This is a genomic window from Arthrobacter sp. zg-Y1219 (assembly GCF_030125545.1).
In the GTDB taxonomy this organism is placed as follows: domain Bacteria; phylum Actinomycetota; class Actinomycetes; order Actinomycetales; family Micrococcaceae; genus Arthrobacter_B.
The window spans coordinates 25,436-46,775 of sequence record NZ_JASKLY010000011.1; the positions used below are offsets into that span (position 1 = coordinate 25,436).

The 21,340-nt window shown below is 67.1% G+C and carries 20 protein-coding genes; 13 read left to right on the top strand and 7 right to left on the bottom strand.

Annotated features, from left to right (window positions below; genetic code table 11):
* The first annotated feature begins 14 nt into the window (after positions 1 to 14).
* A complete protein-coding gene (gene purF, locus QNO00_RS06955) occupies positions 15 to 1,583 on the top strand; it encodes an amidophosphoribosyltransferase (protein WP_284024064.1) in 1,569 nt (522 codons plus the stop codon).
* The gene (gene purM, locus QNO00_RS06960; RefSeq protein ID WP_284024065.1) at positions 1,580 to 2,695 is read left to right on the top strand and encodes a phosphoribosylformylglycinamidine cyclo-ligase; all 1,116 of its coding nucleotides are present in this window, start codon (positions 1,580 to 1,582) and stop codon (positions 2,693 to 2,695) included. Before purF ends, purM begins: the two co-directional genes overlap by 4 nt.
* Before the next feature lie 169 nt (positions 2,696 to 2,864).
* Here purM and QNO00_RS06965 read toward each other — a convergent pair whose 3' ends face one another.
* Entirely contained in the window at positions 2,865 to 3,101 is a 237-nt protein-coding gene (locus tag QNO00_RS06965) for a DUF3073 domain-containing protein (RefSeq protein ID WP_104102792.1), read from the bottom strand.
* A 275-nt stretch (positions 3,102 to 3,376) separates the two neighbouring features.
* Between QNO00_RS06965 and QNO00_RS06970 the strand changes: the two genes are divergently transcribed.
* Positions 3,377 to 4,507 (top strand): septum formation family protein, encoded by a 1,131-nt coding sequence (locus QNO00_RS06970; RefSeq protein ID WP_284024066.1) that lies wholly within the window; start codon positions 3,377 to 3,379, stop codon positions 4,505 to 4,507.
* A 45-nt stretch (positions 4,508 to 4,552) separates the two neighbouring features.
* On the opposite strand, the gene clpB is transcribed toward QNO00_RS06970, so the two are convergent.
* Positions 4,553 to 7,183, bottom strand: a complete 2,631-nt coding sequence (gene clpB, locus QNO00_RS06975) for an ATP-dependent chaperone ClpB (protein ID WP_229966138.1) — start codon at positions 7,181 to 7,183, stop codon at positions 4,553 to 4,555.
* A gap of 182 nt (positions 7,184 to 7,365) precedes the next feature.
* Positions 7,366 to 7,974 (bottom strand): SRPBCC domain-containing protein, encoded by a 609-nt coding sequence (locus QNO00_RS06980; protein WP_229966139.1) that lies wholly within the window; start codon positions 7,972 to 7,974, stop codon positions 7,366 to 7,368.
* Positions 7,975 to 8,336: 362 nt separating this feature from the next.
* Between QNO00_RS06980 and QNO00_RS06985 the strand changes: the two genes are divergently transcribed.
* Complete coding sequence (locus QNO00_RS06985) at positions 8,337 to 10,292, top strand: penicillin-binding transpeptidase domain-containing protein (RefSeq protein WP_229966140.1); 1,956 nt, start codon at positions 8,337 to 8,339, stop codon at positions 10,290 to 10,292.
* 19 nt (positions 10,293 to 10,311) lie between these two features.
* Here the strand turns inward: QNO00_RS06985 and QNO00_RS06990 are convergent, their stop codons facing one another.
* On the bottom strand, positions 10,312 to 10,779 hold the full coding sequence (locus QNO00_RS06990) for a YccF domain-containing protein (RefSeq protein WP_229966141.1): 468 nt from the start codon (positions 10,777 to 10,779) through the stop codon (positions 10,312 to 10,314).
* Positions 10,780 to 10,872: 93 nt separating this feature from the next.
* Between QNO00_RS06990 and QNO00_RS06995 the strand changes: the two genes are divergently transcribed.
* Positions 10,873 to 11,346, top strand: a complete 474-nt coding sequence (locus tag QNO00_RS06995; RefSeq protein WP_229966142.1) for a pyridoxamine 5'-phosphate oxidase family protein — start codon at positions 10,873 to 10,875, stop codon at positions 11,344 to 11,346.
* A gap of 7 nt (positions 11,347 to 11,353) precedes the next feature.
* On the top strand, positions 11,354 to 11,917 hold the full coding sequence (locus QNO00_RS07000; RefSeq protein WP_284024067.1) for a HutD/Ves family protein: 564 nt from the start codon (positions 11,354 to 11,356) through the stop codon (positions 11,915 to 11,917).
* A 94-nt stretch (positions 11,918 to 12,011) separates the two neighbouring features.
* On the opposite strand, the gene QNO00_RS07005 is transcribed toward QNO00_RS07000, so the two are convergent.
* A complete protein-coding gene (locus QNO00_RS07005) occupies positions 12,012 to 13,637 on the bottom strand; it encodes a DEAD/DEAH box helicase (protein WP_229966144.1) in 1,626 nt (541 codons plus the stop codon).
* A gap of 301 nt (positions 13,638 to 13,938) precedes the next feature.
* On the opposite strand from QNO00_RS07005, the gene trmB reads away from it, so the two are divergent.
* From trmB to QNO00_RS07040, 7 genes are all read left to right on the top strand, one after another.
* A complete protein-coding gene (gene trmB, locus QNO00_RS07010; protein WP_229966145.1) occupies positions 13,939 to 14,850 on the top strand; it encodes a tRNA (guanosine(46)-N7)-methyltransferase TrmB in 912 nt (303 codons plus the stop codon).
* A gap of 6 nt (positions 14,851 to 14,856) precedes the next feature.
* Positions 14,857 to 15,870 (top strand): NYN domain-containing protein, encoded by a 1,014-nt coding sequence (locus QNO00_RS07015; protein WP_229966146.1) that lies wholly within the window; start codon positions 14,857 to 14,859, stop codon positions 15,868 to 15,870.
* A 108-nt stretch (positions 15,871 to 15,978) separates the two neighbouring features.
* On the top strand, positions 15,979 to 16,650 hold the full coding sequence (locus tag QNO00_RS07020) for a class I SAM-dependent methyltransferase (protein WP_284024068.1): 672 nt from the start codon (positions 15,979 to 15,981) through the stop codon (positions 16,648 to 16,650).
* 240 nt (positions 16,651 to 16,890) lie between these two features.
* Positions 16,891 to 17,595 (top strand): hypothetical protein, encoded by a 705-nt coding sequence (locus QNO00_RS07025; RefSeq protein WP_284024069.1) that lies wholly within the window; start codon positions 16,891 to 16,893, stop codon positions 17,593 to 17,595.
* On the top strand, positions 17,588 to 17,917 hold the full coding sequence (locus tag QNO00_RS07030) for a transcriptional regulator (RefSeq protein ID WP_229966149.1): 330 nt from the start codon (positions 17,588 to 17,590) through the stop codon (positions 17,915 to 17,917). The genes QNO00_RS07025 and QNO00_RS07030 overlap by 8 nt, the downstream gene beginning before the upstream one ends.
* Positions 17,914 to 18,888 (top strand): ABC transporter ATP-binding protein, encoded by a 975-nt coding sequence (locus QNO00_RS07035; protein WP_284024070.1) that lies wholly within the window; start codon positions 17,914 to 17,916, stop codon positions 18,886 to 18,888. The genes QNO00_RS07030 and QNO00_RS07035 overlap by 4 nt, the downstream gene beginning before the upstream one ends.
* Positions 18,885 to 19,652 carry an ABC transporter permease gene (locus tag QNO00_RS07040; RefSeq protein WP_229966151.1) on the top strand — a complete coding sequence of 256 codons (768 nt, stop codon included), beginning with the start codon at positions 18,885 to 18,887 and terminating at the stop codon, positions 19,650 to 19,652. Before QNO00_RS07035 ends, QNO00_RS07040 begins: the two co-directional genes overlap by 4 nt.
* Before the next feature lie 39 nt (positions 19,653 to 19,691).
* Here the strand turns inward: QNO00_RS07040 and QNO00_RS07045 are convergent, their stop codons facing one another.
* Both QNO00_RS07045 and QNO00_RS07050 read right to left on the bottom strand, forming a co-directional pair.
* Complete coding sequence (locus QNO00_RS07045; RefSeq protein ID WP_284024071.1) at positions 19,692 to 20,204, bottom strand: heat shock protein transcriptional repressor HspR; 513 nt, start codon at positions 20,202 to 20,204, stop codon at positions 19,692 to 19,694.
* Positions 20,205 to 20,291: 87 nt separating this feature from the next.
* On the bottom strand, positions 20,292 to 21,287 hold the full coding sequence (locus tag QNO00_RS07050; RefSeq protein WP_229966153.1) for a DnaJ C-terminal domain-containing protein: 996 nt from the start codon (positions 21,285 to 21,287) through the stop codon (positions 20,292 to 20,294).
* Positions 21,288 to 21,340 lie beyond the last annotated feature (53 nt).

Sequence of the window (21,340 nt, forward strand, 5' to 3'; positions counted from 1 at the left end):
GAGAGACTGATCTCATGGCACGCGGTGACGGAAAACTTTCCCACGATCTCATGCCCGGCGAGAAAGGTCCGCAGGACGCCTGCGGGGTTTTCGGTGTCTGGGCCCCCGGCGAAGAAGTTGCAAAGCTGGCCTATTACGGCCTGTACGCCCTGCAGCACCGCGGACAGGAGTCCGCAGGCATTGCCACAAGCGACGGCAACCGGATCAGCGTCTACAAGGACATGGGCCTGGTCTCCCAGGTTTTTGACGAAACCACGCTGAACACCCTGACCGGCCATATTGCGGTGGGGCACTGCCGGTATTCCACTACGGGCGCCTCGCAGTGGGCCAATGCACAGCCCACGCTGGGTGCGACCGCCAGCGGAACCGTGGCCCTGGCCCACAACGGCAACCTGACCAATTCCGCCGAACTTTACGAAATGATCATCGAACGCGAGGGCCGTCCGCGCTTCGGCGAAATCGCCCAGGGCAACACCTCCGACACCGCGCTGGTCACGGCGCTGCTCAACGGTTCGGATGGACGTTCGCTGGAAGACACGGCCCTGGAACTGCTGCCCAAGCTGCGCGGCGCGTTCTCCTTCGTCTTCATGGATGAGGGCACCCTCTACGCGGCCCGCGACACCTACGGCGTGCGCCCGCTGGTGCTGGGTCGGCTGGACCGCGGCTGGGTGGTGGCCTCCGAAGGCTCCGCCCTCGCCACCGTGGGCGCCAGCTTCATCCGCGAAATCAAACCCGGCGAATTCATCGCCATCGATGAAACCGGCATCCGCAGCACCAGCTTCGGTGAGCCCACGCCGGCCGGCTGCGTCTTCGAATACGTCTACCTGGCCCGGCCCGACGCCGTCATCAACGGCCGGTCCGTCTACGAGAGCCGCGTGGAAATGGGCCGCCAGCTGGCCCGCGAGTATCCGGTCGACGCCGACATCGTGATTCCGGTGCCCGAATCCGGCACTCCCGCGGCCGTCGGTTATGCCGAGGAATCGGGCATTCCCTTCGCCCACGGCTTCGTCAAGAACTCCTATGTGGGGCGCACGTTCATCCAGCCCAGCCAGACCCTGCGCCAGTTGGGCATCAAGCTCAAGCTCAATGCCCTCGAGTCCGTCATCCGCGGCAAGCGCGTAATCGTCGTGGATGACTCGATCGTGCGCGGCAATACGCAGCGGGCCATCGTGCGGATGCTGCGCGAGGTGGGCGCGAAGGAAGTGCACGTCAAGATCTCCTCCCCGCCGGTCCAGTGGCCGTGCTTCTACGGCATCGACTTCGCGTCCCGGGCCGAGCTGATTGCCAACGGTGCCGCCGTCGAGGAAATCTGCGCGTCCGTGGGGGCGGACACCCTGGCCTACATCTCCGAGAACGGCATGATCGGCGCCACCCAGCAGCCGCGCGAACGGCTGTGCACGGCCTGCTTTACCGGCGTTTATCCGATCGACCTGCCCGCCGCGGACCGGCTGGGCAAGAACCTGCTCGAACCCGCCACTCCGGCCAACCCCGCGGACGACGACCGAGCCAACGGCTGCGATCCAGGTCCCGATGCCGAGTTCGAGAACCTCCTCACTGAATCCGACAAGAAGGATGCCGTATGAGCTCGTCCAAGACCGCCATCACCTATGCCTCAGCGGGCGTGGACGTTGAAGCCGGAGACAAAGCCGTTGAACTGATGAAGGCTGCCGTCAAGGCGACGCACAATTCCTCTGTTTTGGGCGGGGTGGGCGGATTCGCCGGACTCTACGACGTCTCCCGGCTGCTGACCTACACGAAGCCGCTGCTGGCCACGTCCACCGACGGCGTGGGCACCAAGGTGGCCATCGCCCAGGCCATGGACATTCATGACACCATCGGCTTCGACCTGGTGGGCATGGTGGTGGACGACATCGTGGTGGTGGGCGCCGAGCCCCTGTTCATGACTGACTACATTGCCTGCGGCAAGGTAGTGCCGGAACGCATCGCCGCCATTGTCCGCGGCATTGCGGCGGCCTGCGAGGTCGCCGGAACGGCGCTCGTGGGCGGCGAAACCGCCGAGCATCCCGGGCTGCTGGGAGAACACGAGTACGACGTCGCCGGCGCCGCCACCGGTGTGGTCGAGGCCGCCAACCTGCTGGGCCCGGAACGGGTGCGCAGCGGTGACGTGGTGATCGGCATGGCCTCCTCGGGGCTGCACTCCAACGGCTATTCGCTGGTCCGCCGCGTCATCAACCACGCCGGCTGGCAGCTCGAACGCCAGGTCAGCGAATTCGGACGCACCCTGGGCGAGGAACTGCTGGAACCCACCCGGGTCTACGCCGCCGACTGCCTGGACCTGGCCCGGCTGGAAAGCGCCGGAGTCCACGGTTTCAGCCACGTCACCGGAGGCGGCCTCGCCGCCAACCTGGCACGGGTGCTGCCCAAGGGCCTCGAGGCCACCGTGGACCGCTCCACCTGGGAGCTGCCGCCCATCTTCCAGCTGGTGGGCGAGCTGGGCAACGTGCCGCAGCCCGATCTGGAGCGGACCCTCAACCTCGGGGTGGGCATGGTGGCCATCGTTGATGCCGCCGGCGCCGACGCCGCCGTCGCGCGTCTGGCGGAGCGGGGAGTTCCGGCCTGGGTCATGGGCACCGTGGGCAACGGAGGAGAAGCACAGGCCGGTCCTGACTATGTGCAGGGCGCCAAGGGCGTCGACGGCGGCGCGGTCCGGCTGGTCGGAAGCTACGCCCGCTAAGCCGAACGCAAAGGGTGCGCATCCGCGGATGCGCACCCTTTGCCAACGGTTCTCACCGCTGAATTCCAGTTCCTCTGCGAACGGTCTTCGGCCTTAACGGCCTTCAGCGGATCCACCCTGAGGTGATCCGCTGAAGGATAGCAATTGGCCGACGCTTTGAAGTGCCGCTCTAGCCGGTGCGGCGGGAAGTACCTTCATCGTCGTCATCATCGCCAAATTGATCCGCGTACTTATCTTCGTACGCCGAGTAGTCCGGCTCGGCCGGTTCCTCGGGATATCGACTCGATGGACGGCTCGTTGGTCCCGCAAGCTCACGCTGCAGTGCCGAGTAGTCCGTGGCCGGGGTGAAGTACTTCATTTCCCGGGCCTGCTTGGTTGCTTTTGCCTTTTGACGGCCGCGCCCCATGGCGTGACCCCCTTTTTGCGTCGATCCGGAGGTGGTCGCTCTGAGCAATGAGCGAGGCCCCGGAATATTTGGTCAATTTGTCGTAAGTACAGGTTACATGTTTTCGGGCCGCCTTGTGCCCCGGCTCGCCCTTTGTGGCGCGGCAGTGACCATGTTTTACCATCTGCCCTGACCCCCCTCTTCCTGCGCCGCCCCGCCAAGACTGGGTAAAGTCAGGGGTAGAGACAGTTTTGGGGCCCTTTCAGGGCCGCCTACAGGGAGGACTGACGTTCACCATGAGCGATAAAAACAGCATGCCGGGGGCCGATTCTTCGCCCCCTGCCGGAGCGTCCAAGGCCACCCCGGCGTCGGCGCAGGCTGAGGGCACCGATGCACATGCAGACGCAACAGTCCCGGCAGGAACCGGCTTGCCGGACCTTGAAGCGCATGCCGAGGCGCCCCTTTGGCTGTCCGGCGACGAGGACCATGACGGCCGGATTTGGGACGGCGCTTTTGCGGCGGAGACCGGCAGCGATGCCGTCGAACCCACGCTGACCAACCCCGAGGACGTCACCCTGGCGACGCCTTCCCTGAGCAATCCGGACATCAGCTCCGACGCGGCGGAAGCCGCCTCACTCGAGGATGCCACGGCTGAAGTCAAGGCCGTGGAAGCCGAAGCAGCGGACGCCGCCGTGTTGACCGATCCGGCAGCAAACCATCCTGCGGCAGCAAACCACACCGCGGGAATCACTGCGGCGGCACCAATGACGGGCGTAGCCTCCGACGCAAACGCCAAGGACGCAACTGCTGCGGAGGCAGCCGCCAAGGAATCAGGGCCGGCCGCCGACGCACCGTCGCCGGAAGCGCCGTCGCCGGCAGCCGTCGGAGCCGCTGAACCTGCGGAGTCCCGCCGCTCCCGGCGGAACTCCGAGCCGCCAGCAGCCTCCGAAGGCAACGGCCGAAGCAAACAAATACTGCTGATCATCGGCGCGCTGGGCGTGCTGGCGGTCCTGGTGGTGCTGCTCTTCACCCTGCTCGGCAATTCGGCGAACGAACCCGGAGTCCTGGAAGAAGATGTGGCCCCCATCGAGCTGGAGTCCGGAGCGTGCCTGCAGGACTTCGCCGGCATCAATGAGCCCACCAACGTGGTGAGCTGCGAGACGCCGCACAACGCCCAACTGGTGGCAACAACCACGTATCCGGACAGCGGCGAGTTCCCCGGGACCGATGCGCTGTCCACCCGCGCCACTGAGCTCTGCTCGGATGTCCGGTACTCCGAAACCCTGGCCGAGCGCACCGACCTGGACCTTCAGGAAAACAAGGCCATCCCGACGCCCGAATCATGGAACGACGGCGACCGCCGGGTCGACTGCTTTGTGGTTGCCGGCGGAGGCCAGGAGCTGACCGAATCCCTGCTTGAGCCGTAGGACAGCGGGCGCTCCCGGCCCAGACGGCCGGGAGCACCCCGGCAGCTAGACCGCTTCCACCGACAGTCCCGCCGGTTCGGCCACCAGCTCTTCGCCGTCGACGCTCATGCTGCCCTCCGGGCGGTCCACCAGCACGGTGTCGCCGTCGTTGATCTTGCCGGCCAGGATGCCCCGGGCCAGTTTGTCTCCGATTTCGCGCTGCACCAGCCGGCGCAGCGGCCGGGCTCCGTAGGCCGGGTCATATCCGGTCAGTGCCAGCCATTCCCGCGCAGCATCGGTGACGTCCAGGACCAGCCTGCGCTCATGCAGCCGGTCGGCCAGGGCCCGCACCTGGATGTCGACAATCCTGGAGAGGTCGTCCAGGCTCAGCGGATCAAAGAGGATGACGTCGTCGAGCCGGTTCAGGAATTCCGGCTTAAAGTTGGCGTTCACCATGCCCATGACCGAGTCCCGCTTCTGTTCCTCGGTCAGTCCCGGATCCACCAGGAACTGCGATCCGAGGTTTGAGGTCAGGATCAGGATGACGTTGCGGAAGTCCACGGTGCGTCCTTGGCCGTCGGTGAGGCGGCCGTCGTCGAGCACCTGGAGCAGGATGTCGAAAATCTCCGGATGCGCCTTTTCCACCTCGTCCAGCAGGATCACCGAGTACGGGCGGCGCCGGACGGCTTCGGTGAGCTGTCCGCCCTCCTCGTAACCGACGTAGCCGGGAGGGGCACCGACCAGCCGGGACACCGAGTGCTTCTCTGAATATTCGCTCATGTCGATCCGGACCATGGCGCGCTCGTCGTCGAACAGGAACTCGGCCAGGGCCTTTGCCAGCTCCGTCTTGCCGACACCGGTGGGGCCCAGGAAGAGGAAGGAGCCGGTGGGTCGGTCGGGGTCGCTGACGCCGGCGCGGGACCGGCGCACCGCGTCGGAGACGGCGTTCACGGCCTTGGTCTGCCCGATCAGGCGCGAGCCGATGTTCTCCTCCATGGTCAGCAGCTTCTGCGACTCGCCCTGGAGCATGCGGCCGGCCGGGACTCCGGTCCAGGCCGAGACGACTTCGGCAATGTCATCGGCGGTGACTTCCTCCGACACCATCAGCTCATGGGCCTCCTCGCCGGATTTGCTCTCCTCAGCCTGCTGGGCAGCTTCCAGTTCCTTCTGCAGGGACGGAATCTCGCCGTACAGGATGCGGGAGGCCGTGGTGAGGTCGCCGTCGCGCTGGAACTTCTCCGCCTCCGAACGCCGCTCGTCAATCTGCGCCTTGAGGTCGCCAACCCGGTTCAGGCCTGCCTTTTCCGCTTCCCAGCGGGCGTTCAGCGCCGCCAGCTGTTCCTTCTTGTTGGCCATGTCCTCGCGCAGCACTTCCAGCCGCTCCACGGAGGCCGCGTCCGTTTCGTTGGCCAGCGCCAGTTCTTCCATGGTCAGGCGGTCCACGGCCCGGCGCAGCTCGTCAATTTCCTCCGGCGCGGAGTCGATTTCCATCCGCAGCCGCGACGCTGCCTCGTCGACCAGGTCGATGGCCTTGTCCGGGAGCTGGCGGCCGGTGATGTAGCGGTTGGACAGGGTGGCGGCGGCGACCAGGGCGGAGTCGGCGATCGCCACCTTGTGGTGCGCCTCGTAGCGTTCCTTGAGCCCGCGCAGAATGCCGATGGTGTCCGGAACGCTGGGCTCGCCAACGTAGACCTGCTGGAACCGCCGCTCCAGCGCAGCGTCCTTCTCCACGTTCTCGCGGTATTCATCCAGGGTGGTGGCGCCGATGAGGCGCAGCTCGCCGCGTGCCAGCATGGGCTTGAGCATGTTGCCGGCGTCCATGGATCCTTCCGCGGCGCCGGCCCCGACCACCGTGTGCAGCTCGTCGATAAAAGTGACGATCTGCCCCTCGGCGTTCTTGATCTCCTCCAGGACCGCCTTGAACCGCTCTTCGAACTCGCCGCGGTACTTGGCGCCGGCCACCATCGACCCCAGGTCCAGGGACAGGAGCGTCTTGCCGCTGAGGGTCTCCGGCACGTCTCCGGCGACGATGCGCTGGGCAAGCCCCTCGACGACAGCGGTCTTGCCGACACCGGGCTCACCGATCAGCACCGGGTTGTTCTTGGTGCGCCGGCTCAGCACCTGGATCACGCGGCGGATTTCCGCGTCACGGCCGATCACGGGGTCCAGCTTGCCGCTGCGCGCCATCTCCGTGAGGTCGGTGCTGAACTTTTCCAGTGCCTGGAAGGTGTTCTCGGGGTCGGCGTTAGTCACTTTTCGGTCTCCTCGAACGGATGGAAGGGCTGTCCTCAGGGCGTCGTGGCCGGCCCCGTTGTCCCGCAGGGCTTTCCCTGCCGCACCGCTGTCCAGGGCCAGCCCCAGCAGCAGGTGCTCGGTGGAGACGAAGGCATCCCCGAGCTGTTCAGCGGCCTGCTGGGCAGCCGTAATCACCTGAAGCATCGGGCGGGAAAACTGCGGCTGCGCCACCGAGGAGCCCGAGGAGGAGGGCAGCGCGTGGATCGCGCTGCTGGCCGCGGCACTGACGGTGTCCGGATTCGCGCCGGCCGCCTTGAGCAGGGCGACAGCCACCCCCTGGCGCTGATCCATCAGGGCCTTCAGGAGGTGGACGGGCTCGATCTGCGGGTTGCCTGCGGTGGTGGCATTCATGGCCGCCGCCTGCAGGGCCTCTTGACTCTTATTCGTGAATTTCGTGTCCACAACGGCCTCCTTCAACGCTAAAAGAACAGCTTCCCGGCTCCCGGAAGAAGGCGAAACACAGCCATCACCCGACCGGACGCAACAAACTTGAGTGTAATCCGCTCAACTTGGGAAGTAAAGTTATCCACAGGTTTGACGGCGGTATTTGTCCGGTTAACTAACGGGCGTTAAAGGGCTGTACTTTAGGACGGTCCCGGCGCGGCCTCATGCTCATGGTCCCAGTCGGCTTTCGCCTTTTCCCATTCCGCGTTCCGCGCCTCGTACAGGTCCAGCTGCTCGCCCTCGAATGACCTCCAGCCAATAATTCCCAGCGGTTCGTCGGGCGGATTGTCGCTCAGGAAATTACTCAGGCTGTCCAGGAAGAACTCCCAGCCCGGTCCGGCCGCCCACTCGCCCGAAACTGCGTCGATCAGCACGAACCCCTTCCGGACTGATGCGTATCTCAGGTCGATGTGGGTGTGTGAGTCCTCCGCGGTCAGGTGCAGCTCCAACTCGGCCGAGTGCCCTCCGGGACGGGTCACCGAGACGGTGAGCAGCCGGGGCGGATCGCAGCGGAGGATGCCTCCTCTGGTGCCGTCCGGCAGCGCATAGGTGCCGCCCCGGCGCAGGTCACCCTCCGGCCGGCCCACATAGCGCCCCAGGGCTTCGGGATCCGTGATCGCCGCCCACACCTCTCCGATCGGATGCGGGATGGTCCGGGAAATCACCATCATGAGCGCGTGGCCGGCCTGGATTTGCCGGCGGCCGAAGGTTCGCTCGGTTGGCACAAATGCGGAGTCCGCTTCGGACATGGTTTCCACTCCTCTGTAGAACAACCGGCTGCCGGTTCCGGCGCCACAGCGGCTGAAGCTGGCGCCTGGCAGTCAGCAACGAATCAGTGGATGCGAGTTGTGGACGGGGCCCCGGACAGCCTCTTTTTTCAAACCGTAGCAGGGAAAAGCAGCGGTGCACAGGGCACGCGATGACACGCCCGGGTGAGCGGGTGCCACAGAAATCGAGGCTCCGAAACCCCCTTTGGTTAGTTCGAAATGGCTCGGTTGCCGCCCCGTCCTGGTCGCTGCCAGGATCGCTGCCCGCGCGCTGTTGCCTCAGGCCGGTGCGTGCCGGAAGCCCCTTCGGCGTTTCTCCTCTCCGGCGCAGGTACTCTGTGCGGATGGGGAAAACTCGCACACTGACTTCCGTATTCGCTGCCTCGGCGCTGGCCTTCACTCTGGTCTCCTGCTCCGGAGACAAGCCGTCGCCGCAGGATGCCGCCGCATCGCTGGCGGAGGGGCTGGCCGCCGGGGACGTGGCGAAGACATCCTTCCTGAACAACGACCCGGCCTCCGTCAACACAGAGCTGGAAGAGATTCTGGCGGGCATGGGTGAGGTGCGCCCGGCCGTCACCGTTGCCGGGATTCAGGAGCACGACGACGGCGCCGCCACGGCCAGCCTGGACTACGCCTGGGATTTCGATGGCGACGCCACCGCCGACTGGACCTATGACACCAGCGTTCCGCTGTCCCGCAGCGACGACGATTCCTGGCAGGCGCAGTGGGAGCCCTCGGTTCTCTTCCGGGGGCTCCGGGAGGGTGAACGACTCGTCGCCGCCAGCCAGTCCGCTCCCCGTGCCGCAATCCTCGGAGCCGGCGGCGAACCGCTGGTGACCCAGCGCGAGGTTTTCCGCGTGGGCATCGACAAAACCGCAGTGGACGAGGCCGGGTTGGCGGCTTCGGCCGCGGCCCTGGCCACCCTTCTGGAGCTGGACCCCGCCGCGTACACCGCCACCGTTGAGGCCGCCGGCGCCGAAGCGTTCGTGGAGGCCATTGCCCTGCGCACCCAGGACGAACCGGACCTGCCGGCGCGGGTCGCCGAGATTCCCGGCGCCGTCGCGCTGCCGGACAGCATGGACCTTGCCCCGACCCGCACCTTCGCCCGCGCGCTGCTCGGTTCCGTCGGGGAAGCAACCGCCGAACTGATCGAGGAATCCGACGGCGCACTCGCCCCGGGCGACACCACCGGGCTCTCCGGGCTGCAGCAGCAGTACGACGCCCAGCTCCGCGGAACGGACGGGATAACGGTGTCGGTGGTGGACGCCGCCGGAGAAGTGGTTACTCCCACCGTCTTCACCTCCGGCCCGAAACAGGGGACGCCGCTGCAGACAACCCTGGATCCCAAGCTGCAGTCCCTCGCCGAGTCGGTGCTCGAAGACGAGCCCTCGGCGTCGGCCATTGTGGCGGTTCGGCCGTCCACCGGCGAGGTGCTCACGGTGGCCAACGGCCCCGGCAGCGAAGGACAGCAAACCGCCCTCCTGGGGCAGTACCCGCCCGGATCCACCTTCAAGATGGCGACCTCCCTGGCGCTGCTGCGGCAGGGAACCACTCCGGACAGCGTGCTGTCCTGCCCGGCGGAGTTGCTCGTCGACGGCCGCAAATTCAACAACGCCAGCAGCTACCCGGCCGCCTTTGTCGGGGACATTCCGCTGCGGGACGCGTTCGCGCAGTCCTGCAACACTGCCTTCATCGGCACCCGCGACACGGTTCCCCAGGAGGCGCTGGCTGCCGCGGCCGCCGACCTGGGCATCGGCGTGGAGCAGACCCTCGGCACCGCGGCGTTCTTCGGATCCGTTCCGGAAACCGCCGAGGGCACCAACCACGCGGCCGCCATGATTGGCCAGGGGGAACTGCTGGTTTCCCCGCTGGCGCTGGCAGTTGCTGCCGCGTCCGTTGGCAAGGGCGAACGCGTCGCTCCCGTGCTTGTGACCGCGGACCCGGCGGCGGAGGCTTCCGCCTCGGCGACGGCATCGGCGTCGGCCGCTCCACCTGCGGCAACCCCTGACGCTGCCGGCCCCGGCGCGCTCACCGCTGCCGAGGCGGCCTCGCTGCGCGAGCTGATGCGCGGCGTCGTCACCGACGGCGGCGCCAAGATGCTGCTGGACGTCCCCGGGGAACCGGTGACGGCGAAAACCGGAACGGCCGAGTTCGGCAGCGAAGTTCCGCCCCGGACGCATGCCTGGGTGGTGGCGGTGCAGGGCGACCTGGCCGTTGCCGTGTTTGTCGAAGAGGGCGAGCTCGGCTCCACGTCGGGCGGGCCGCTGATGCAGGCGTTCCTGAACGGGGCCGCCGGCTGACCGTCCTGCCGCAGTGCGGCTAGCCGCGGTACTGCGTGGAGCCCGATGCCGAACCGTACGGGGCGGCCGTTCCATAACGGGGCCCGGCGGTGTACGGGGTGACTCCGGGACGGCCGGTGGGCACGATGACCTTGCCCAGGGGCATCAGCGAGATCGGCACCATCTTCAGGTTGGCGATGCCCAGCGGAATCCCGATGATGCTGACGAACATTGGAATGGCCGTCAGGATGTGGCCGGCCGCGATCCAGATTCCGGCCACCACCAGCCAGATCACGTTGCCCGCTGTGGACAGCAGCCCCGGAGCGCCGCCGCGGTCCACCACCGTGCGGCCAAACGGCCAAAAGGCGTAGGCCGCGATCCGGAAGGAAGCGATGCCGAAAGGGATCGTAACGATCAGCAGGCAGCAGACGATGCCGGCGAGCACATAGCCCAGGGCCAGCCAGATGCCGCCGAACAGGAGCCAGATGACGTTCAGGATGAGGTTCATCGTTCCAGTCTGGTGCACCGCGCCCCGCGGCACCATGTCCCGGCGGTACCCGGGGTTTCCGGCGGAGCGGATGGCGGCAACTAGACTGAGGGCATGTTGCCAATCAAAGATGATGCCGGAGCACCCGCCGAACTGACCGCCAACCAGTGCTGGGACTACATTCGCAAAGCGGAGATCGGCCGGCTGGCCGTGGTATCCGACCTGCAGCCCGAGATCTTTCCCATCAACTTCGTCGTGGACCGCGGATCGGTGGTTTTCCGCACCGCGGCGGGGACGAAACTTGCCGCTGCCCTCGACGGCGGCGCCGTCGCGTTCGAAGTCGACGGATACGACGATCGCCTCGGGTTCGCATGGAGCGTCGTCCTGAAGGGCAGCGCCGTGCAGCTGGAGAGCATCGAAGACATCCTGGCCTCCGAGGATCTGCCCCTGTTCCCCTGGCAGAGCGGGGAGAAGAACCATTTCGTGCGGATCGAACCGGCGCAGACCAGCGGGCGCAGCTTCTCGATCAACACCGCGGCCCGCCGCCATTACCTGCGCGGCGCCAAGCCGCTGCCGTCAATCGAGTAAGGATCCCGTGAGCAGTACCGAGAACAGCAGCGCACCCCTCATCCGCTTCAGTGACTTGCCGTCCGCCCTGTGGGGGAAAAACAACGGCAGGGTCAAGGAAGTGGCCTCCGGCAACGGCTGGCGGCTGAGCCTGGCCACGGTCGAAAAGCCGGGGCCCTTCACGCCCTTCCCCGGCAGGGACCGCATTACCGTTCCGGTGGAGGGCGAGCTTCTGGTGCTGACCGTCGACGGCACCGAACACGGCATGGAGAAGTTCCGTCCCTTCCGGTATTCCGGCGACTCCGCCACCGACGCGGCGCTGCCCACCGGGCCGGTGACAGTGCTGAACACGGTCGTCGACCGGACCACGACGGGCGCCTCAGTGATGGTGGCCGAGCTCTCCAAGAAGAATCCGCAGACCATCGGTGAGGGGCAGTTCGTGGTGCTGCTGCACGGCAACGCCGCGGTCACCGCCGCAGACGGCACGCCGACGGCGCTGGAACCGCTGGACACCGTGGCCGGAAACGCCGGACGGCCGGCCGTGCTGGGACGCGGCTTCGCCGCCATCGTCTCGTTCTACGACCTGGACTAGGGACACATCACCGGCATGTGCCGGGAGCGCAAAAAGGCGCCTGCTTCCCCTGAATTTCGGGGAGGCAGGCGCCTTTTGTCTTTACTGCTGAGCGCTAGCGCGAACGGCGTTCGTTCGAGGCCGGAGCGGTGGCGCGGCGGGGGCCGGCGCCGCGTGCGGGACGCCCGGCGCCCGAAGGCGCAGAGCTGCGGCCGCCCGCTGCGGGGCGTCCGCCGCCGGCGGGAGCAACATCTCCGGCACGCTGTCCGGTGGCCGGGCGGCGGTTGCGGCCCTGCGCGGTGGAAGCAGCAGCTGCGCCGCGGCGTCCGTCCTGTGAGCGCTGGGCGCGGGGTGCCTCGGGCGTGAAATCGTTGCGGTCACGCTCGCTGCGGTCCGTGCGTTCCGCCGAGACGCGTCCGCGTCCGCCGGATCCGCCCCGGCCGCCGGCACGGGGCGTGGCGGTGGAGCGGGCGGCGCGCTTGCGCTGGGCGTTGGCACCGGTCGACCGGCCGCCGCCCTGCTGAGGCGACTTCGACGCGAGCTGGGCGGCGCGCACATGCGGCTCCACAGCAGCGGCGCGGTCGCCGATCAGCTTGGCGATGGACGGAGAATTGTGGGAGACCTTCTCGATGGAGACGTCAACACCGGCAGCCTTCATCAGCTTGGAGACTTCGCTCTTCTGCTCCGGGAGGGTCAGCGTCACGACAGTTCCGCTGGATCCGGCACGGGCCGTACGGCCCGAGCGGTGCAGATATGCCTTGTGCTCCGTGGGCGGGTCGATGTGAACGACCAGCTCGACGTCGTCCACGTGGACGCCGCGGGCGGCGACGTCGGTGGCAACCAGGACGCGCACGTCGCCGGAGGAGAATTCCGCGAGGTTCCGGTCGCGGGCGTTCTGCGACAGGTTGCCGTGCAGGTCAACGGTGGGGATGCCGCTGTCCGTCAGGTACTTGGCCATCTTGCGGGCGTGGTGCTTGGTGCGCATGAACATGATGCGGCGGCCCTGGCCGGAGGCCAGTTCCTTGACCAGCAGCTTCTTGGCCGTCTGGTCCTGGACCAGCAGGACGTGGTGCTCCATCGTGGTGACCGCGGCCTGCGGATCGTCCACGGAGTGCGTCAGCGGGTTGGACAGGTAGCGGCGGACCAGCTTGTCGACGCCGTTGTCCAGGGTGGCCGAGAACAGCATCCGCTGTCCCTTTTCCGGAGTGCGGTCCAGCAGACGCTGGACAACCGGCAGGAATCCGAGATCAGCCATGTGGTCGGCTTCATCGAGCACAGTGATTTCAATGGATTCCAGGCTGATGACCTTCTGCTTCATGAGGTCTTCAAGCCGGCCGGGGCAGGCAATGACAATGTCAACGCCGGCCTTGAGGGCCTTTTCCTGGCGCTGCTGGGACACGCCGCCGTAGATAACGGTGGTGCTCAGGCCCAGTTCCTTCGCGAGAGGCTCAATCACGTTGTTGATCTGCGTGGCCAGTTCGCGGGTGGGTGCCAGGACCAGGCCCAGCGGGCGGTTGGGCTTGCGGCGGTAGGCTGCTTCGGCCTCGGCCAGCCGGGTGACCAGCGGCAGCGAGAAAGCGAGAGTCTTGCCCGAGCCGGTACGGCCCCGGCCCAGTACGTCGCGGCCCTTGAGGGTATCGGGAAGTGTTTCAACCTGAATCGGGAATGCTTCGTCAATTCCGGAAGCGGAGAGGGCTGAAACGAGGACCTTGGGTACGCCAAGGGCAGCAAAAGTAGTCATTAAAAGACAGGCAACTTTCGGTAAGAGGCCCCCAAAGCCGTATGGCACCGGGGGTTCGCCGAAGAAAAGTCAGACAGTGTCCAGGGCTTGGCCGGATATCGGCCAGCGGGACAAAAGAAAGCGTTCATCGACGCAGGTTGTGCTGCTTACACACGCGGCTTTGAGGCGCGGCAGACACAACAACTTCATCCAGTTTACCGGAATGCCCGCAGTTTCCTAATCGGCCACCGTCGCCGGTGCGCTGCCGGCTCCGGCGGAAGCTGCAAACCGGCCGCTGCGCCAGCCGATAGCATTAACGGTGATGACTACTGAACCAGCCCTGCCCGACGCCGGCTCCCTGAACGCTCCGGACCCCATTTCTCCGGATCTCGCTGCCCCGGATGCCGGCAGCGTTTCCGACACTGAGGAAACCGGAGAGTCCAGGCACTTCCGCTCTCCGGTGTCGTTTGTCCGGCGCGGCTCCCGCCTCCAGGGACGCCGCCAGCAGGCCTGGGACGAGCTCTCCGACCGGTTCGTCATCGACGTTCCGCGTGCCGAGGCTGACACTTCCGTCGACCCGGACTACGTGTTCGACGCCGCTGCCGAGTTTGGCCGCACCGCTCCCCTGGTCGTGGAAATCGGTTCGGGCTTGGGCGAAGCAGTGACGCACGCCGCGGAGCAGAACCCGGACAAGAACTACCTGGCCGTGGAGGTCTACCTTCCCGGGCTGGCCCAGACCCTGCAGCGCATCGGCCAAAAAGAGCTCACCAACGTCCGCGTGGTCCAGGCCAACGCCCCCGAGGTCCTGACCACCATGCTCCCCGCGGGGTCAGTGGACGAGGTCTGGGTCTTCTTCCCCGATCCCTGGCACAAGACCCGCCATCACAAGCGCCGCATGGTCAAGGATGAATTCGCCGAGCTGGTGGCCCGCGTGCTGGTGCCGGGCGGCATCTGGCGCCTGGCCACCGACTGGTCCGATTACGCCGTGCAGATGCGCGAAGTCCTCGATGCCTCCCCCCGGTTCCAAAACCTGCACGACGGCGAGCGCGCCGGCGAGGACAGCCCTCTGACCCGGGTGAACCGCGAGGGTCTGGAAAAGAAGGCCCCGGTGAACGACGTCGACACCCGCGGCGGCTGGGCACCGCGTTTTGACGGGCGCACCCTGACCAGCTTCGAGAACAAAGCCCACCAGGCAGGCCGCCTGATTTTCGATCTCTCCTACCGCAAGGCCTGAGTTTCCATGACTGAACCAAACGATGCCCGCGTCGGCCTCTACATCGACTTCGACAACATCGTCATCTCGCGCTATCAGCAGCTGCACGGCCGAAACGCCTTCCAGCGTGACGGCATCCGCAACTTCGACAAGACGAGCCGGGATGCCGACCCCGAGGTGGCCGCCAAATTGACCGCGGCGACGGTCGACTTCAACGCCATCATCGACTTCGCCGCGTCCTTTGGCACCCTCGTCGTCAACCGCGCATACGCCGACTGGTCGGTGCCGGTCAACGCGAGTTACCAGCGCCAGCTCATGTCCCGGGCGGTGGACCTCACCCAGCTGTTCACCACGACCACCCGCGGCACCAAGAACGGCGCGGACATTCGCCTCGCCGTTGACGTGGTCGAAGATCTCTTCCGGCTGCCCGACCTCACTCACGTCATCATCGTCGCCGGAGACTCCGATTACATTGCCCTCGCGCAGAAGTCCAAGCGGCTCGGCCGCTTTGTTGTCGGCATCGGAGTCGCCGGGTCGACCAGCACCTCCCTCGCCGCCGCTTGCGACGAGTTCGAGGACTACGACTCGCTGCCCGGCATCGACAAGACCGCCGCAGCCGCAGCCGCGGCGGAACGGCCGGCGCCGGGGAAGAAGTCACCGGATCCGGTGGAGGCGGCGGAGCCTGATCCGGCACCCCTCAAGGCCCGCAACCTCACAACGATCCCCATGTTCTCGCACACCGGGTTTCCGCAGTTCGACGAGCCGGAGCCGGCCGAGGACATCGATCCGCAGACACTGGCGACGGAGCTCCTCGTGCGCGCCCTGCAGATCGGCCATGCCAAGGGCGACGCCGACGAGTGGCTCAACACGGGCACGATCAAGAACCAGATGCGGCGGATGGACCCCTCCTTTAATGAGAAGCCGCTCGGCTTCCGGTCCTTCACCGATTTCCTCGCCTCGCACGGCGACCTGGTGGAGCTGGAGGAGGACGGCCCGCAGCGCCTCATCCGTCTTCGCCCGGAGGCGGACACCCCGCGCTGAGTGCGGAGCCGAGCCGGCAGAAGGACTCCCGCCTGTTGGCCGTTTCAGCACTTGCCGTTTCAGCAACGGATCTTTGCCGGCGGAGCTCCGTGCCTGCATGCTTTTGGTATGGAACAGACAAACTCCGACTCCGCCGGCTCCCCCGGCCGCGCCCCCTCCGCTCCCCTCCGCCGGGATGCGATCCAAGACTTCTGGGATCAGCGCTACGCCGCCTCGGATGAACTGTGGAGCGGGCAGCCCAATGCGGCACTGGTTCACGAGGTCCGCGGGCTGGTGCCCGGACGCATCCTGGACGTCGGCTGCGGCGAGGGCGCCGACGCCCTGTGGCTGGCCGAACAGGGCTGGGATGTCACGGCCCTTGACGTGTCACGGGTGGCACTGGACCGGGCTGCCCGGCAGGCCGAACGGCGAGGAGTGACGGTGACCTGGCTGCACTCCGGCCTCGTCGAGGCCGCACTGCCCGCCGCATCCTTTGACGTGGTGTCGGCGCAGTACCCGGCACTGCTGCGCACCGGCGACAACGCCGCCGAACGGGCACTGCTGAATGCCGTGGCACCCGGCGGCGTGCTCCTGGCCGTACATCACCCGTTGCCGACCGCTGCGCAGGCCAGCGCCCGCGGCATTGATCTGGACGAATATGTGGGCCTGGCGGATATCCGCGCGCTCCTCGACGGAAACTGGCGGATCGAAGTCAACGAGGTCCGGCCCCGGCACGTCGCCGCCGGAGCCGGCGCCCACCACACCGAGGACGTCGTCCTGCGGGCGCGGCGCCTGCGCTGACTGCGCCTGCCGGGTTCCGCCCCTCCCCTTCCCCCTTCCACCTTCCCCCGCTCCCACATCCCCCCGCCACGGCAGGCGTGACTACCCGGGCCGCGAGATGGCAGAAACGGCTGTTCCCGGGCCTGGGAAGAGCACTTTCTGCCATCTCGCGGATCAGCCTTTTACAATCCTTACTGTGACCCTTGCCGCAAACTGGTTTGCAGCCGGCCGAACGCCGGATGACCAACCCAGGGGCACACGATGATCCGGAACCACACTGATCTCCACAGCGACGGCTATTCCGGGGGAAGACACCCGCAGGATGCCGCGCTTCCCGATGAACCGCTGGACCTGCGCGCGGCGCTGCAAATCGTTGAGGATGCCGAACGCTCCGTCCACCGGCAGCTGAGCGGCAATGCCGCCCTGGTCTACCTGCTGTGGGGATTGACCTGGGTTGTGGGGTACGGGGCACTGGAAGGCAGCAGGCGCGGATGGCTTCCCCTCGAACCGGGCGCCGCCCTCGTGGTGCTCGGCGTGGCCCTGGCTGCCGCCACGGTTTCCACGGTGGCCATGACCATCCGCGGCACCCGGGGCCTCCGCGGCCACACCGCCTTCCAGGGCGGCATGTACGGCGCCTCCTGGGCCCTGGGATTCCTGATCATGGGGATCCTCAGCGGCATCATCGGGCGCACGGTGGAGGATTTCTGGATGCGCGGCATGCTGATCAACTCCATCGCCGTGCTGATCGCCGGCCTGCTCTACATCACCGGCGGCACCACCTTCAACGACCGCCGCCAGTCTTTCCTCGGAGTGTGGCTGCTGGTGGTCACCATCGCCGCTCTCCTGTCCGGCCCGGCGTATTTCCTGACCGTGTTCCTTTATCTGGGATCCGGCGGGCTGCTGGCAGGGTCCCTGGCCGAATACCTCGGCACCCGGAAGCGGAAAACGGCGGTGTCCCATGCCTGAACTGGATCCGGTCATCCACGCCGAATCCCGGCTCCGGGCCCTCACCACGCTCAACGAGGTGGGCGAGCTCAACCGCATCGCCTTCACCAAATTGCGCGGCATGCTGGACATGACCGCCGGCAACCTCTCCACGCACCTGCGCAAGCTCGAAGACGCCGGCTACGTCGAGATCACCAAGACCATCGAAGGGCGCACCCCCGTCACCTATGTGGGCATCAGCGCCGAAGGCAGGCTCGCTTACCTGCAGTACCGCAAGGCGCTCCGGGACCTCCTCGCGGGCCTTACCCAAGACGGCAGATCCTTACCACTGGAGGCACCATGAGTTTCCACCCCGGTCTTACACCGCAGCGGGCCAACGCCGACGACGGACCGGCACCGGTCCTGGCGGCAGCCCGCTCGGTCACCAAGCGCTATGCCGGCAAACCGGCGCTTAGCGGGGTGAGCCTGGAGATCCGGGCCGGTGAAGCCCTCGGCCTGCTCGGCCCGAACGGCGCCGGCAAATCCACTCTGCTGAGCCTGCTCTGCGGGCTCCGCACGGCAGATGCCGGAAGCGTGGAACTCTTTGGCCGGAGTCCGCGGGATCCGCTGGCCCGGCGGGAGCTGGGCACGACGCCGCAGGCAACCTCGCTTCCGCCCACGCTGCGGGTCCGCGAGACTGTCGACTTCGTGGCCGCCCACTACGCCGATCCGGTGCCCACGGCCGAGCTGCTGACGGATTTCGGGCTGGCGGAGATCGCGGCCAAACAGTGCGGCGGGCTCTCGGGCGGACAGCAGCGCCGGCTCATGGTGGCGCTGGCCCTGGTCGGACGGCCGCGGCTGGTGATCCTGGACGAGCCCACCACCGGCCTGGACGTGGAGGCACGCGAAAACCTCTGGGAGCGGCTCGGCGAGTACCGCAGGGCGGGCGGCAGCCTCCTGGTCACCAGCCACTATCTGGAGGAAATCCAGGCACTGTCGGGCCGGGTCGTCGTCCTGAACTCCGGTGCCATCGTTGCCGACGGGACGGTGGATGAAATCCGCGGCCATGTGTCGGTCAGCAAGGTGTCCTTCCGCACCGGGCTGCCGCCGTCGTCGTTTGCATCCCTGCCTGAGAGCGCAGGTGCCACTGCCGGGCCGAACAACACAGTGACCGTGCTGAGCCGCGACGCCGATGAAACGGTGCGCCGGCTGGTTCGCGACAACGTGCCCTTTTCCCGGCTGGAGGTCCACGCGGCCAGCCTCGAAGAGGCCTTCCTGGCCCTGACGCACCATCCCGACACCGTTTCGGCCTCCGCCGGAGAGGAGCAGCCATGACATCCCTGGTCCGCGCCCACACCAAGGCGCAGGTGCTGGAGCAGCTGCGCATTCCGATTTCGGTGATTTCCTCAACCGTGTTCCCCACGCTGGCCCTGGTGTTTTTCGTGCTGCCGCAGCAGGCGGTGATCTCCAACCCCATTGCGTCGCTGATAGCGGTGGCCCAGCTCGCACTCTTCGGCGTGATGAGCTCGTTCCTGTTCAACTACGGGATCGGTGTCGCTGAGGACCGCGCCAATCCGTGGAGCAGCTACGTGCGGACGCTGCCGGCCGGTGCCCTGCCGCCCACCGTGGCCCGGGCACTGACCGCGATGATGTTTGCCTTTTTCGCACTGATCCCGGTGATGCTGGTGGGTGTGTTCACCACGGCGGCGCTGGACGCCTTCACCACCGGCACGCTGGCCTGGTGGCGGGTGCCGGCCTCGGTGCTGGTGTGGCTGGTGTGCGGGCTGCCGTTCCTGTTCCTGGGCCTGCTCATCGGGTATCTGTGCACCCCAAAGGTGGCGATTGCCGTCACGCAGGTGGTGTTCTTTCCGCTGGCCTTCGCAGGCGGGCTGATGCTGCCGCCGGAACTGTTCAGCCCCGGACTGAACACGTTCTCGCTGTTCCTGCCCACCCGGGCGGCCCGCGACGTCTCGGTGGCGGTGTTTTCCGGCGAGCCGCTCGGTCCGGCCGCGCTGCCCTGCCTGCTGGCATGGACCCTGCTCCTCGGCGCCCTGGCAATCTGGGCGAACCGCCGCGACCAGGGCCGCCGGTTCAGGTAATCGGAGCCGGTCAGGCAGTCGGAGCCGGCCCGGCCGTCCTCACAGGGACGGGACGTAGCCGCCGTCGGCGTAGTTCACGGGTTCCTGCTTCCCGGCCGGCAAGGCGCGCAGCTGGCTTCGCCGCTGGACCAGCGAAGCCAGGCTGAGCTGGTTCGCGAAGGGACGCGAGGCGGGCGGCCGCTGGCCCCGGGTGAGGGTGACGACGTCGCCGGCCAGGCCTGCGGCGAAGACCCGGCTCCGCTCCGGCGTGCGCTGCTGGATCGAGTCCAGTTCCGCGGAGAGTTCCGAGATCCGGGACCGCAGGCTGGAAACCTGGTTCTCCAGCTGCATGATGCGTTTGATGCCTTCCAGCGAGACGCCCTCCTGGGAGAGCCGCTGGACCTCGCGGAGCATGTCGATGTCATGCTGCGAGTAGCGCCGGGACCTGCCCGGCGCCCGGCTGGGGCAGACGATTCCCAGCCGGTCGTACTGCCGCAGGGTCTGCGGATGCATGTCCGCCAACTCCGCGGCTACGGAGATCACAAAAATAGGCGCATTAACATCTATGCCCATCGTTTCCTCCTTGACAGCTGTTGACGTTTAGTAACGATAACCCGGTTCGGCTCCCGGGGCACGGGAAACCGAACCGTGTTTGCGCTGCTAGAGACGTGCCTTGGACGCCAGGCCCGCTCGGGGATCCTCACCCTTCGTGGCGTCGGCGAACGCCTCGACCGCCGCCTTGGCTTCCTTGTTCAGATGAGAGGGAACGGCGACGTCGATGGTGACCAGCAGGTCGCCGTCGCCCTTGGAGGTGTGCACGCCCCGGCCCTTGACCCGCAGGGTGCGCCCGGACGGGGTTCCCGCGGGCACCTTGAGCTTGACCTTGTCGGCGGTCAGCGTGGGAACCTCGATCGTGGCGCCCAGCGCCGCCTCGGGGAAGCTCACCGGCACGTGGATGCGGATGTTGTTTCCGTCCCGGACAAAGAAATCGTGCGGCGTCACCCGGACGGTGACCATCAGGTCTCCGTTGCCGGCCGCCCCGGGCTGGCCCTTGCCGCGGACCCGGATCTTCTGCCCGTCCTTGACGCCGGCCGGAACGCGGACTTCAACGACCTCGCCGCTGGGCTCGCGCAACCCGATGACGGTTCCGTTGATGGAACCGGCGAAGGAAATGGTGGTGGTGGCCGTCCGGTCGGCACCCTTCTGCGGCGGAGCGGAGCCGAAGCCCCCGCCGAAGCCGCCGCCGCCGAACAGGTCAGCGAATTCCGGCGGAATGTTGCTGCCGCCGCCGGTGCTGTACGTGGTGCGGCGGCCGCCCGGCCGGGCGCCCTCGCCGAACAGCCCGCCAAAGAGGTCCTCAAACCCGGCACCGCCGCCGGCACCGGCACCGCCGGGACCGCCGGCCGAGAAGCGCGCACCGCCGCCCATGGCGCGGATTGCGTCGTACTGCTGGCGCTCTTCGGCGTCGGAAAGCACCGAGTAGGCCTCCGACAGATCCTTGAACATCCGCTCAGCAGAGGGATCGCTCTGGTTCTGGTCCGGATGGTACTTGCGTGCCAGCTTCCGATACGCCTTCTTGATATCGGCTTCCGACGCGTCCTTGGGGACACCCAGAATCTTGTAAAAATCCTTATCGACCCAATCCTGACTAGCCAATTGGCGTCCCCTTCCTTAAGTTACTGCTCCTGCCCGCAACCCGCGGATTACGG

Bases quoted from the DNA above. Each gene is read 5' to 3' on its own strand.
- purF (WP_284024064.1), top strand. From the start codon at position 15: ATGGCACGCGGTGACGGAAAACTTTCCCACGATCTCATGCCCGGCGAG.
- purM (WP_284024065.1), top strand. From the start codon at position 1,580: ATGAGCTCGTCCAAGACCGCCATCACCTATGCCTCAGCGGGCGTGGAC.
- QNO00_RS06965 (WP_104102792.1), bottom strand. From the start codon at position 3,101: ATGGGGCGCGGCCGTCAAAAGGCAAAAGCAACCAAGCAGGCCCGGGAA.
- QNO00_RS06970 (WP_284024066.1), top strand. From the start codon at position 3,377: ATGAGCGATAAAAACAGCATGCCGGGGGCCGATTCTTCGCCCCCTGCC.
- QNO00_RS06980 (WP_229966139.1), bottom strand. From the start codon at position 7,974: ATGTCCGAAGCGGACTCCGCATTTGTGCCAACCGAGCGAACCTTCGGC.
- QNO00_RS06985 (WP_229966140.1), top strand. From the start codon at position 8,337: ATGGGGAAAACTCGCACACTGACTTCCGTATTCGCTGCCTCGGCGCTG.
- QNO00_RS06990 (WP_229966141.1), bottom strand. From the start codon at position 10,779: ATGAACCTCATCCTGAACGTCATCTGGCTCCTGTTCGGCGGCATCTGG.
- QNO00_RS06995 (WP_229966142.1), top strand. From the start codon at position 10,873: ATGTTGCCAATCAAAGATGATGCCGGAGCACCCGCCGAACTGACCGCC.
- QNO00_RS07005 (WP_229966144.1), bottom strand. From the start codon at position 13,637: ATGACTACTTTTGCTGCCCTTGGCGTACCCAAGGTCCTCGTTTCAGCC.
- trmB (WP_229966145.1), top strand. From the start codon at position 13,939: ATGACTACTGAACCAGCCCTGCCCGACGCCGGCTCCCTGAACGCTCCG.
- QNO00_RS07015 (WP_229966146.1), top strand. From the start codon at position 14,857: ATGACTGAACCAAACGATGCCCGCGTCGGCCTCTACATCGACTTCGAC.
- QNO00_RS07020 (WP_284024068.1), top strand. From the start codon at position 15,979: ATGGAACAGACAAACTCCGACTCCGCCGGCTCCCCCGGCCGCGCCCCC.
- QNO00_RS07025 (WP_284024069.1), top strand. From the start codon at position 16,891: ATGATCCGGAACCACACTGATCTCCACAGCGACGGCTATTCCGGGGGA.
- QNO00_RS07030 (WP_229966149.1), top strand. From the start codon at position 17,588: ATGCCTGAACTGGATCCGGTCATCCACGCCGAATCCCGGCTCCGGGCC.
- QNO00_RS07035 (WP_284024070.1), top strand. From the start codon at position 17,914: ATGAGTTTCCACCCCGGTCTTACACCGCAGCGGGCCAACGCCGACGAC.
- QNO00_RS07040 (WP_229966151.1), top strand. From the start codon at position 18,885: ATGACATCCCTGGTCCGCGCCCACACCAAGGCGCAGGTGCTGGAGCAG.
- QNO00_RS07045 (WP_284024071.1), bottom strand. From the start codon at position 20,204: ATGGGCATAGATGTTAATGCGCCTATTTTTGTGATCTCCGTAGCCGCG.